Annotated in this window: 13 protein-coding genes, 2 tRNA genes and 1 pseudogene; 9 read left to right on the top strand and 7 right to left on the bottom strand. The window is 62.1% G+C overall.

Features of this window, described 5'->3' with window-relative positions; genetic code table 11:
* The first annotated feature begins 55 nt into the window (after positions 1 to 55).
* Together NKJ73_RS20935 and NKJ73_RS20940 are read left to right on the top strand one after the other, a co-directional pair.
* Positions 56 to 355 (top strand): BA14K family protein, encoded by a 300-nt coding sequence (locus NKJ73_RS20935; RefSeq protein WP_023680423.1) that lies wholly within the window; start codon positions 56 to 58, stop codon positions 353 to 355.
* Positions 356 to 819: 464 nt separating this feature from the next.
* Positions 820 to 1176 (top strand): hypothetical protein, encoded by a 357-nt coding sequence (locus NKJ73_RS20940; protein WP_023680424.1) that lies wholly within the window; start codon positions 820 to 822, stop codon positions 1174 to 1176.
* A gap of 40 nt (positions 1177 to 1216) precedes the next feature.
* Here NKJ73_RS20940 and bhcR read toward each other — a convergent pair whose 3' ends face one another.
* Positions 1217 to 2074: an HTH-type transcriptional regulator BhcR gene (gene bhcR / locus NKJ73_RS20945; protein WP_023680425.1), complete on the bottom strand. Its 858-nt coding sequence runs from the start codon at positions 2072 to 2074 to the stop codon at positions 1217 to 1219.
* A gap of 202 nt (positions 2075 to 2276) precedes the next feature.
* On the opposite strand from bhcR, the gene gcl reads away from it, so the two are divergent.
* The 3 genes from gcl (at position 2277) to NKJ73_RS20960 (ending at position 6007) form a co-directional block, all read left to right on the top strand.
* On the top strand, positions 2277 to 4058 hold the full coding sequence (gene gcl, locus NKJ73_RS20950) for a glyoxylate carboligase (protein ID WP_352570927.1): 1782 nt from the start codon (positions 2277 to 2279) through the stop codon (positions 4056 to 4058).
* 23 nt (positions 4059 to 4081) lie between these two features.
* Complete coding sequence (hyi, locus tag NKJ73_RS20955) at positions 4082 to 4879, top strand: hydroxypyruvate isomerase (protein WP_352570928.1); 798 nt, start codon at positions 4082 to 4084, stop codon at positions 4877 to 4879.
* A 243-nt stretch (positions 4880 to 5122) separates the two neighbouring features.
* The gene (locus NKJ73_RS20960) at positions 5123 to 6007 is read left to right on the top strand and encodes a 2-hydroxy-3-oxopropionate reductase (protein ID WP_352570929.1); all 885 of its coding nucleotides are present in this window, start codon (positions 5123 to 5125) and stop codon (positions 6005 to 6007) included.
* A gap of 12 nt (positions 6008 to 6019) precedes the next feature.
* Here the strand turns inward: NKJ73_RS20960 and NKJ73_RS20965 are convergent, their stop codons facing one another.
* Positions 6020 to 6331, bottom strand: a complete 312-nt coding sequence (locus tag NKJ73_RS20965; RefSeq protein WP_352570930.1) for a hypothetical protein — start codon at positions 6329 to 6331, stop codon at positions 6020 to 6022.
* A gap of 10 nt (positions 6332 to 6341) precedes the next feature.
* Positions 6342 to 7199, bottom strand: coding sequence for a TrmH family RNA methyltransferase (locus tag NKJ73_RS20970; RefSeq protein ID WP_352570931.1), 858 nt, complete (start codon positions 7197 to 7199; stop codon positions 6342 to 6344).
* Between the two features lie 202 nt (positions 7200 to 7401).
* On the opposite strand from NKJ73_RS20970, the gene NKJ73_RS20975 reads away from it, so the two are divergent.
* Positions 7402 to 7486 (top strand) — tRNA-Tyr (locus NKJ73_RS20975).
* A 67-nt stretch (positions 7487 to 7553) separates the two neighbouring features.
* A tRNA-Gly gene (locus NKJ73_RS20980) sits at positions 7554 to 7627 on the top strand.
* Positions 7628 to 7793: 166 nt separating this feature from the next.
* Here the strand turns inward: NKJ73_RS20980 and NKJ73_RS20985 are convergent.
* Positions 7794 to 8261, bottom strand: coding sequence for a YidB family protein (locus NKJ73_RS20985; protein WP_023680430.1), 468 nt, complete (start codon positions 8259 to 8261; stop codon positions 7794 to 7796).
* 159 nt (positions 8262 to 8420) lie between these two features.
* Between NKJ73_RS20985 and NKJ73_RS20990 the strand changes: the two genes are divergently transcribed.
* Positions 8421 to 8678, top strand: a complete 258-nt coding sequence (locus NKJ73_RS20990; protein ID WP_023717513.1) for a GlsB/YeaQ/YmgE family stress response membrane protein — start codon at positions 8421 to 8423, stop codon at positions 8676 to 8678.
* A 45-nt stretch (positions 8679 to 8723) separates the two neighbouring features.
* On the opposite strand, the gene NKJ73_RS20995 is transcribed toward NKJ73_RS20990, so the two are convergent.
* The 3 genes from NKJ73_RS20995 to NKJ73_RS21005 all read right to left on the bottom strand — a co-directional run bounded on the left by NKJ73_RS20995 (position 8724) and on the right by NKJ73_RS21005 (position 10858).
* Complete coding sequence (locus NKJ73_RS20995; protein WP_352570932.1) at positions 8724 to 9332, bottom strand: peptidoglycan recognition protein family protein; 609 nt, start codon at positions 9330 to 9332, stop codon at positions 8724 to 8726.
* Between the two features lie 155 nt (positions 9333 to 9487).
* Positions 9488 to 9937 carry a GFA family protein gene (locus NKJ73_RS21000; protein ID WP_023680433.1) on the bottom strand — a complete coding sequence of 150 codons (450 nt, stop codon included), beginning with the start codon at positions 9935 to 9937 and terminating at the stop codon, positions 9488 to 9490.
* Positions 9938 to 9970: 33 nt separating this feature from the next.
* A complete protein-coding gene (locus NKJ73_RS21005; RefSeq protein WP_352570933.1) occupies positions 9971 to 10858 on the bottom strand; it encodes a DMT family transporter in 888 nt (295 codons plus the stop codon).
* 271 nt (positions 10859 to 11129) lie between these two features.
* Here NKJ73_RS21005 and NKJ73_RS21010 point away from each other — a divergent pair.
* Positions 11130 to 11214 (top strand): annotated as a pseudogene (locus NKJ73_RS21010) (GTP-binding protein); the annotation flags it as partial.

Genomic DNA, 11214 nt, shown 5'->3' on the forward strand with positions numbered 1-11214 from the left:
CGACGACTGATGGTCAAGAGGCGGTTGGATCGCCTCCCACAACAAGGAGATCGTCATGTTCAAGCGCACCATCGTTTCCGGCCTCGTCGCCACCACTGTCGCCGCCGCCATGCTGGTCGGCACCGTTCAGCCGTCGGCCGCCCATCACAAGCACAAGCACCTCGGCATCGGCATTGCCGCAGGTGTCGGCGGCTTCCTGCTCGGCAGCGCGCTGGCCCAGCCGCGCACCGTCTATATCGAGGAAGGCGGCGGCTCGTGGCACGTCCGGCGCTGCCTCAATCGCTACCAGAGCTACGACCCGTACTCGGACACCTATGTCGGCTACGACGGCTATCGCCATCGCTGCTGGCTTTGAGGGCCACTATGCCAGCTTGGGAGGAGGTGACCGTTTCAGGCAACCGGAAGAAGGGGCACCCCACTGCCCCTTTTTCTGTGTGTCTGAGTGGCAGGGCAGAGGGGTTGTTCCTCCGACCTCTTAGGACCTGGGTTCCTCGCCCGCCGCGAAGCGGGGGAGAGGTGGCCGCCTACGGGTCTTGCCTTCGGCAAGCCCGAGGACAGGCTCCGCGGCCGGAGAGGGGGCCTTCGTAGGGCGCGGTCCCCTCTCCGTCGCGGCTTCGCCGCGCCACCTCTCCCCACTTCCGTGGGGCGAGGAACCCAAGCTGGAATAAAGCCGCGCTCCGTCAGCCTCTCTGTCCTGTCGAACATCGTCCACTTAAGGCGAGATCGGATGCCGCTTCAGCATTCGCCAACACTCTTGCCGATGTACAGCGATTTCCCAACAGCCTAATCTGCACCGAGCCGAAACAGGGGAGAGGGCGCTTGGGCGAGCAAGATCCGAACGAAGAGCCGATCGAGACAATTTTCCGCAACGGCACAATCACCACCGTCGGCATCCTGCTGGCGTTCTCGCTGGGCTTCATCACGCATTGGGCCGCCAACCCGATACCGTGGGAAATCTATCACCTGGCCGCCGTCGTGCCGATTTTGATCGGCATTGCCCTGCAGATACGAGCGCTGCGGTTGCTGCTCGACATAACGTCTCTACAACGGCGCGTTTATGAACGCGCCAATCGTATCTTCATTGCCGGCCTCATCTTCACCGCCTGCGGAGTTGGGCTGGCGATGCTGCTTGATTTCTACGACCTATCGACCAAGAGCGCGGTGCCCGGGGGCTAGCTCTGGCCATCCTGGCAGATGTCGCACCATTCGGCGCTGGTCAGCGCTGCCATGCGCTCGGCTCGCTGCCAAGGCCGGGAGGGGTCGGCAGGCCGCCGATCATCCTCGTCACCTCCGCCGCCGCATCGTGCACCAGCGGGCCGATCTCGGCCAGCCGTTCCGGCGTGACCCGTACTGTCGGCCCGGAGACCGAAACGCCGCCGATCGGCTCGCCGAATTCATTGAAGATGGCGGCGGCAACGCAGCGCATGCCCGGATGCCGCTCCTCGTCGTCAACCGACCAGCCGCGCAGCTTGATCGTCACCAGGTCGCGGGCGAGCGCCGAGATGTCGGACAGCGTATTTTCGGTGAAGCGCTCCAACCCGGCCCGGCGCAGGATGGTGGCGACGCGCTCCGGCTCGAGATGCGCCAGCACCGCCTTGCCGATGCCCGAGGCATGGAAGGGGCTGCGCGTGCCCGGCCGGAAAAAGGCGCGGATCGCCTGGTGCGTCTCGACCTGACTGACGAAGACGACGCAATCGTCCTCGGCGACGCCGAGATTGGCGGTCTCGCCGGTCTTCTCCATCAGTTCCTGCATGACGATACGGGCGCGGTCGACCAGCTTGCGGCGGCGCAGGAACGCCGCGCCCATGCGATAGGTCTCGACGCCGATCGACCACAGCTGGTCAGGGCCGTCGAACTCGACCATGCCGTGGTTTTCCAGCGTCGTCAGCATGCGGTAGGCGGTGGATGCCGGCAGACCGGAACTGGCGGCGATCTCGCTCAGCGACAGGCCACTGCCATCGGCGACGATTGCCAGGATGCGCAGCGCCCGGTCCAGCGACTGCACCGAGGCGGCCTCGGCCGGCCCGTTGAAGGCGCGCGGCCGGCCGCGCTGGCGTTTTTCGGTGGTCTCCATCGGGCCATTCTTCGCTCTGTTCGCCCAACAAGCAATGAAAAAGTTTTTCACCGATTTGCCAAGCGAATTCGTGGAAAACAGAAAGTCAAATCAATTCAACTCACAAGAGCCGTTTTCTAGAAATGAAAAAATATTCTGAAAAAATTGAAAAATCATTGGTGCGCTGGCATCATAGGCTATCAACAATTCCGTGGAGGCTGACATGGCCAGGATGCGCGCAGTCGACGCAGCGGTTCTCGTTCTCGAAAAGGAAGGCATCTCCTGTGCCTTCGGCGTGCCGGGTGCTGCGATCAACCCGCTCTATTCGGCACTGAAGGCGAGGGGCAGTATCCGCCACATCCTTGCGCGTCACGTCGAGGCGGCCTCGCATATGGCCGAAGGGTTTACCCGCGCCAGATCGGGCAATATCGGTCTGTGCATCGGCACTTCGGGTCCCGCCGGCACCGACATGATCACCGGCCTCTATTCGGCCGCTGCCGATTCAATTCCCATCCTCTGCATCACCGGGCAGGCGCCGCGCGCGCGTCTCAACAAGGAGGATTTTCAGGCCGTCGACATTGCGGCGATCGCCGCACCCGTCGCCAAATGGGCTGTTACCGTCATGGAACCCTATCTGGTGCCGATGGCGCTGCAGAAAGCGTTCCATCTGATGCGCTCGTCGCGGCCGGGGCCGGTGCTGATCGATTTGCCTGTCGATGTGCAACTGGCCGAGATCGAGTTCGATATAGATGCCTATGAGCCGCTGGTGCCGTTCAAGCCGGCAATGTCGCGCGCTCAGGCCGAGAAGGCGTTGACGATGCTGAACGCGGCGGAAAAGCCTGTCATCGTCGCCGGCGGCGGCATCATCAACGCCGATGCGTCCGATCTGCTGATCGAGTTCGCCGAGGTCACCGGCGTGCCTGTCATTCCGACGCTGATGGGCTGGGGTGCGATCCCCGACGACCACCGCCTGATGGCCGGCATGTGCGGGCTGCAGACCTCGCACCGCTATGGCAATGCCACGATGCTCGAAGCCGATTTCGTTTTCGGCATCGGCAACCGCTGGGCCAACCGCCACACCGGTTCGATCGACGTCTACACCAAGGGTAAGAAATTCATCCACGTCGATATCGAGCCGACGCAGATCGGCCGCGTCTTCGCGCCGGACCTCGGCGTCGTCTCGGACGCCGGTGCGGCGCTGAAAATGCTGCTCGACGTCGCCACCGAGTGGAGGACGGCCGGAAAATTGCGCGACTGGTCGGGCTGGGCCGGCGAATGCCGGCAGCGCAAGAAGACAATGAAGCGCAAGACCCATTTCGACCAGGTCCCGCTGAAGCCGCAGCGCGTCTACGAGGAGATGAACAAGGCGTTCGGCCGCGACATCACCTATGTCACCACGATCGGCCTGTCGCAGATCGCCGGGGCGCAGTTCCTGCACGTCTACAAGCCACGCAACTGGATCAATTGCGGCCAGGCCGGCCCGCTCGGCTGGACGCTGCCGGCAGCGCTCGGTGTTCGCGCCGCCGATCCGGACCGCACCATCGTGGCGCTGTCCGGCGACTATGATTTCCAGTTCATGATCGAGGAACTGGCGGCCGGCGCACAGCACAGATTGCCCTACATCCATGTCGTCGTGAACAATGCCTATCTCGGCCTGATCCGCCAGGCGCAGCGCGGCTTTTCGATGGACTTCGAAGTCAGCCTGGCCTTCGAGAACGTCAACCGGAAAGACGAGCCTGAGGCGGGCTACGGCGTCGACCACGTCGCCGTTGCCGAGGCGATGGGCTGCAAGGCGGTCCGGGTGCGCCGGCCGGGGGAATTCGCCGGTGCCTTCGAAGAGGCAAAGCGCCTGATGAACGAGCACCAGGTTCCGGTGGTGCTCGAATTCATCCTCGAGCGCGTCACCAACGTTTCGATGGGTACCGAAATCGACAAGATCACCGAATTCGAGGAGCTAGCCGAACATCACGAAGATGCCCCCACGGCGATCGTCATGCTCGATTAAGCCGCATATGAGGAACTACTGCCATGCCACGGTTTTCAGCCAATCTTTCGATGCTCTTTGGCGAGCATGACTTCCTCGACCGCTTCGATGCCGCCGCCCGCGCCGGCTTCAAGGGCGTCGAGTATATCGGCCCCTATGACCATGCGCCGGATGTCGTCGCGGCCAGGTTGAAGAAGAACGGGCTGACGCAGGTCCTGTTCAACCTGCCTGCCGGCGACTGGGCCAAGGGCGAGCGCGGCATCGCGATCCTGCCCGACCGCATCCCGGAGTTCCGGCAGGGCATTGCCAAGGTCGTCACCTATGCCCATGCGCTCGGCTGCGAGCAGGTCAACTGCCTCGCCGGCATCGCGCCGCAAGGCGTCGATCGCTCCGTGCTGGAAGACGTCTTCGCCGAAAATCTGGCTTTCGCGGCCGAAAAGCTGGAGCAGGCCGGCATCAGGCTGCTGATCGAGCCGATCAACACCCGCGACATTCCGGGCTTCTTCCTGAATTACTCGGACCAGGCTCTGGCCCTGATCGACCGCGTCGGATCGAAGAACCTGTTCCTGCAATACGACATCTATCACATGCAGATCATGGAGGGGGATCTCGCCCGTACCATCGAGGCAAACCTCGACCGCATCGCGCATATCCAGCTTGCGGATAATCCCGGCCGTCATGAGCCGGGGACGGGCGAGATCAATTTTCCCTTCCTGTACAACCACATCGACCGCATCGGCTATTCCGGCTGGGTCGGCGCGGAGTATAAGCCGAAGGCGGGGACGGAAGCCGGGCTTGGCTGGTTTCGGGACGCGGCCGGGCAGGGGAGTGCGGCGGCGTAGACGCTACGTATCGCACGTCGCGTTCCTGCGCGCCCCCCTCTGGCCTGCCCTCTTTGCCAAAACTTGGCATCTCCCCCACAAGGAGGGAGATTGGATGTCACCGCCGCTTTCGCCAATTTTCGAGGTCGGGAACGTTTAAGGGCCGGCGCGGGAACTGCCGATCTCCCCACTCGTGGGGGAGATGGCCGGCAGGCCAGAGGGGGGCGCGCAGGAACGCCCCCTTAACAAGAAACGGAGAAAGACATGGACACCATCGGCTTCATCGGTCTCGGCATCATGGGCGCGCCGATGGCGGGGCATCTGCTAGACGCGGGTTATCAGGTCGTCGCCAGCGACCACCGCTCGAAGCCGCCGGCCGATCTCGTCGCCAGGGGATTAAAGACCGTCACCGGCCATGATGCCGTTGCCCGCGCGGCCGACATCGTCATCACCATGGTTCCGGATACGCCGCAGGTGGCCGATGTGCTGTTCGGCCAAAACGGCGTCGCGTCAGGCCTTACTAAAGGCAGGCTGATCATCGACATGAGCTCGATCTCGCCGATCGCGACCAAGGAATTCGCTAAAAAGATAAACGATCTCGGCTGCGACTATCTCGACGCGCCGGTGTCGGGCGGCGAGGTCGGCGCCAAGGCGGCTTCGCTGACCATCATGGTCGGCGGTGAGGAAAAAGCCTTCGAACGCGCCAGGCCCATCTTCGAGAAGCTTGGCAAGAACATCACTCTGGTCGGGCCGAACGGCGTCGGCCAGACCACCAAGGTCGCCAACCAGATCGTCGTCGCGCTGACCATCGAGGCCGTCGCCGAAGCGCTGGTTTTTGCATCGAAAGCCGGCGCAGACCCGGCCAAGGTCAGGCAGGCGCTGATGGGCGGGCTCGCAAACTCGCGTATCCTGGAAGTGCATGGCGAGCGCATGATCAAGCGCAGCTTCGCGCCGGGCTTTCGCGTCGAACTCCACCAGAAGGATCTCAATCTGGCGCTGGAAGGCGCGAAGGCGCTTGGGGTAGCACTACCCAACACCTCGATGACGCAGCAATTGTTCAACTCTTGCGCGGCGAACGGTGGAGCAAAGGAAGATCATTCGGCACTGGTCAGGGCACTGGAGCGGATGGCTGGTCACGAGGTTGGGTGAGAGTGAAGTGAATTAGTCTGCAATACCTTCGATGGGCCGACTTCGTTCGACCGCATAGCGTATGAGATCGGCAAAACGTTTCAGAAAATCTTTGGATTCCTCCGACATTCCTTCAGTTCGCACAAGTGCCTCAACTTGCTTGGTCAAGGAAGGTAGGGATTCGATCGGAAGAGTGACGTCCTCATAGAAATCTTCGAATTTCAGTATGAGTTCAAACGCGTTTTGGTTTGCGATTGACACGATTTCATGATGCGCAGAGGGACCTACCGATACGCATCGATCGATATGTCCATCTGGATTGAGAACGGCAAAATCCAATGACATGCATTGCGCCCTATTTGCCGCGCGCGAACCACCGCCTCGCCGCATAAAGGCTCACCGCCGCGGCATTCGAGACGTTGAGCGAACGAATGGCGCCGGGCATGTCGAGCCGGGCGAGCGTCGTCACCGTTTCGCGCGTTTTCTGGCGCAGGCCTTTGCCCTCGGCGCCGAGCACCAGAGCGATCTTGTCACCGGCAAAGCTGGTTTCAAGTTCCGCCGGCCCGTCCGAATCCAGCCCTATCGTCTGGAAGCCGGCCTCGTGCAGCTGCCCCAGCGCATCGGCGAGGTTCTTCACCTCGATCTGGTCGATATGCTCAAGCGCGCCGGAGGCCGACTTCGCCAGCACGCCGGATTCCTGCGGGCTGTGGCGCGCCGTGGTGATTAGTGCACCGGCGCCGAAAGCCACGGCCGAGCGCAGGATCGCACCGACATTGTGCGGATCGGTGATCTGGTCGAGCACCAGCACCAGCCTGGTGTCGCCGAGCGCATCGAGGCGTTTCGGTTTCAGCGGCTCGGCCTCGATCACCACGCCCTGGTGCACGGCATCCGAGCCGGTGACCTTGTCGATGTCCCTTGGTTCGACCAGTTCCGCCTTGAAGGGCAAAGCGCCGAGATCGGCGATTGCCAGTCGCTCGGCAGCGTTGCGCGTCACCAGCATCTTTTTGATTTTGCGGCGCGGATTGTCGAGTGCGGCCCGCACCGTGTGCAGCCCGTAGAGCCGCACCAGCCCATCCGCCGGGTTCTCGCCGGGCGGCACCGGCTGGCGTGGCCTGAACGCCGGCGCGCCGCCGCTCTTCTCGTCGCGATGCGCGCGGCGCAGCTTGGCGTAGTGGGTGTCTTTAGGGGTCTTGGATTTGTTATCGTTGCTCATGGCCGGCTTCTATAGCCGTGTCGTCCGGTCATGGATACAGCTGCAGAAGCTGCTTGTCGGGCGAGGCGTGCGATTCAGCGCTTTTTGCCGGGCTGTTGCGGTTGACAGTTTTGGGCGCTGCCGCCATAAGGCGCTTCGCGGAAGGGCTGCTTTGGCGGCCGCGACGCGTCGATGCCTCGTTGCATGGCTCCGGCGGCAGACTGGAGAGGTGCCCGAGTGGTTAAAGGGGACGGACTGTAAATCCGTTGGCTATGCCTACGTTGGTTCAAATCCAACCCTCTCCACCACTGCCGGCCCGGAAGCCCTGAAACGCAGAGCGAGCGTCGGAGCGGATCCGATGCTTGACTGAAAGGCGCGGGTATAGCTCAGTGGTAGAGCAGCAGCCTTCCAAGCTGAATATGCGGGTTCGATTCCCGCTACCCGCTCCAGATTTCCCCCAAGCCGCGGCGCACCTCGCGCACGATGCCGAAGCAGGCACCGCCAAGCGAAGCGCTTTGCCGATAATTCAAAGTATTCGTTGCGCGTCCAGACGGACGCGCATCTTAATCTGTGTTATCGTTGTCCCGAACCGCAGGCGGCGTTGGGCGACAGGCGTCAGCTCGCGAATTTGCTGAATATGGACGCGAGCTGGTTCTGCTGCGGCACCTGCCCGTTCGGCGTCAACTGGTCGACAAGCCCTGGCAAGGCCGCGGACAATTGCTTGAGCAGATCCTGCTGGTTCAGGCCCGTCCTTTGCGCGATCTCCTGAATGATTTGTGGCCCGAGAGCACTGCCCAGATCGCTGGGGTTGATCGGCTGGTTCTGACCGGTACCGACCCACGAATTGGCAACGTTGCCGTGGCCGGCGTCCTTCAGTTTGTCGAGCAGGCCGCCCAGACCGCCGAGCAGTCCGCCATCGGCGGATGCGGTTGTATCAGGCGGGACGGGGGCAGGGCTCTGCGCCGCCTCCGGCTGGGCGGAACTTCCACCGCTCAGCATTTTTCCCACCAAAAGTGCGCCGAGCGCGATCATCAGCGGCTTGGCGACGTTGCCGCCGGGAACGGCATTGTCAAACAGTCCCATTGTGGATCTCCATGTCAAATTGCCCGTCCGTCTCCAACAATGACGCATTCATGGCGAATTTCAAGCCGGTTTGAGCTTTCCGTAATCATGATTTTCAAGTTGGCTTGAGCTTTGCTTAATAATGTGGAAGTAATCGGGTGCGGGGAACGGAGAGGAAAAATGTCAATATTAAGCTGGATTATTCTCGGCGTCATCGCCGGCTTCATAGGCAGCAAGATCGTCAATAAAAGCGGGCAAGGCCTTGTGCTCGATATCGTGCTTGGGATCGTCGGCGCCATCGTCGGCGGGCTCATCTTTAGCGCCTTTGGAGCGTCGGGCGTTACCGGGCTCAACATCTATAGCCTGATCGTCGCCGTGGTCGGTGCCGTGGTGGTCCTGTGGGCCTATCACCAGTTCAGCGGCAAGAGGGCTCTGTAGAAGCCGCTCGGCAATTGCGTCGGCATTCACCCGAATGCCGACCGCCTATCTGATCCTTTTGAGGATTTCGCGGATCAGCGTGTTGAGGCCGGCTTCCAGCCCTCTCACCATGATCGGCCATGATTCCTCGAGCAATCGCTGCCATACCGCATCGCGCCCAATCCTCACCGGCAGATTTGGCATCGCGCCCATTGCCGCCGTCACGTCGCGGCGCAGCCGCTCGCCACAGGCGCTTGCGCCGCTGATCGTCGGATCGAAGGGCAGCCGGGTGAAATCCCATTTTCCGCGCTGCTCCATGCCGAGATTGCTCTCGACTTCGGCATGCGACAGCACCGTTTTGGGCGTGACCTTGATGCGGTAGTATTTGCAGAGTTCGGCGACAACGGCGGTCATCGCGTCCCACTGCGCCCTGGTCATCGGATAGCGGCCGGCATCGAACGGCCTTTCCTCCGCCCCGGCCATGCAGCAGAGCGAAACCCCGATCGAGCCGCCGTTGCAGTTGAGCGTGTGCGCGGCATATCCCGGTTTTACCCGACCCGAATTCAGCGCGATCGAAGGCCGGCCCCTGACCAGACGGCCATTCCCCTCGACCAGTATGTGATACGCATCCCTGTCGGTATCGCCGGCCGAATGCGAGCCTGCGTCCAATGGCAAATGACGCGCCTCATCGCAACATTGGGCAACCAGTCGGGCGGCAATGCCACAGAAATCCCCGCGACATAAGTTCAGTGACGGAGCACAGTATAGTTTCGTTGGCGGCCGACGCGAAAACGAAACGATAATTTGGTTGAGCGTTTTCTAACGGTCAGCTATTCGCCGGCATCTCCGGCGACCGCGTGTTCTCTGTATTGCGGCAGATCGTCGGTGATCGTGAACCACTTCGCCTTCGAGCCGACGAAGATGTGCTGCGTCGGGCGGATGGTCGGCTCGTCGACCAGGGTTCCCATGGCGACATGCACGAAGGCACCGTCGCGGACCACGGAATAGAGCAACGAGCCGCAGGTCTTGCAATGCGCGTCATGGCCGGTTTCGTCGCCGAAGATCATGAGATTGTCCTCGCCCCTCGCCAGGCTCAGCCTGTCGCGCTCGATGCCGGCGAATGGCTTGAAGGCCGAGCCGGTGGTGCGCCGGCAGTTCGAGCAGTGGCAGTTCGTGGCATAGACGAACGCGTCCGCCACCGCGTACTGAACGGCGCCGCACAGGCACTTTCCGATAAGCCTGCGGTTGCGTGAATTCTGGTTGTCATCCGGGCTTGCCACGCGCTCCTCCTATTGTGCAGGCCGATTTCAGTTTCAAGCGACGACGGTCAACCGGCGCTTGCGCTCGTCGAGCGAGACGATGGTCAACCCGCTGGCCACCACCAGCAGGATGCCGCAGATGGCCAGCGCATTCGGGAGCTGCCGGAAAACCACCAGGCCTGAAATCACCGCCCAGACGGTAAAGCAATAGTAGAACGGCGCTACCACGCTGGTCGGCCCGACGCGATAGGCCATGAAGATGAAGAAGTGGCCGAAGATCAGGAACAGTCCGGCGCCGCCCATCAGCAGCAGGTGACGGATTTCAGGCACCACCCACTGCTCGGAAACCAGATGCGCAACGCCGGCGCCGGCGAGCACCACAATCACCGCGGAAATAGCGACGATCATCCCCGGCACGTCGGCGGCGACCTTGCGTCCGGCCAGATCGCGCGCCGCGGACAGGGCGGCATTGCCTAGCGCCAGCAGGGCATAGACCGAAATCCCCTGCATCGTCGGTTGTGCCACCATCACCGCGCCGATAAAGCCGAGCCCGATCAGAGCCAGGCGCACCCCGCCGATCCGTTCGCCAAACAGCATCGAGGAGCCGACCAGCATCAGCAAGGGCGTGATCTGTCCGAGCGCGGTCGAATCGGCGATCTGCATGTTGGCGAGCGCCACCACGTAGCAAAGGATCGCACCCAGTTCGAGCAGGTTCCTGCGCAAAACCTTGGCGTCTAGGATCAGCGGGATCTGCTTGCCGTAGCCCAGCATGAACAGCAGCGGAATGCCCCACAATGTTGCCGCAGCGCCGCGCAGGAACAGCACCTCATAGGGCGGCAGTCCCGCGGTTGCGAGTTTCATCATCGTGTCGTTGACGATGTAGGACCCGGTCGAAACGACCATGAACAGCGGGCCTCGTATGGCAGTCGGGATGAAATGCATCGGCCCACGAAATCAGACCGGCGCCAGGGCGGCAATGGGCCAGATCCGGCTGTAAATCCGGCAAAGCCGTCAGCCGCCGCCGTAACCATTCCATTTGCCCTTGTTCGTTCCTATATCCGCGCCACATTCTCCGAAACCGGATCACGCGTTCGGGCGGGCGAGCGCGCTCGGCGACAAGGCACTTGTGTTTTTCGGCCTTAGTCGCTAATCGCCCCGCATTCGACTGAACTGAAGGTCCAGGCCGTCCCCAGGCCGTCCAAGGAAAGAGACTATGGCAAAAGGTAAATTCGAGCGCACTAAGCCTCATGTGAACATTGGCACGATTGGTCACGTCGACCATGGCAAGACGTCGCTGA

This window comes from Mesorhizobium sp. M0074, assembly GCF_040322975.1.
Classification (GTDB): Bacteria; Pseudomonadota; Alphaproteobacteria; order Rhizobiales; family Rhizobiaceae; genus Mesorhizobium.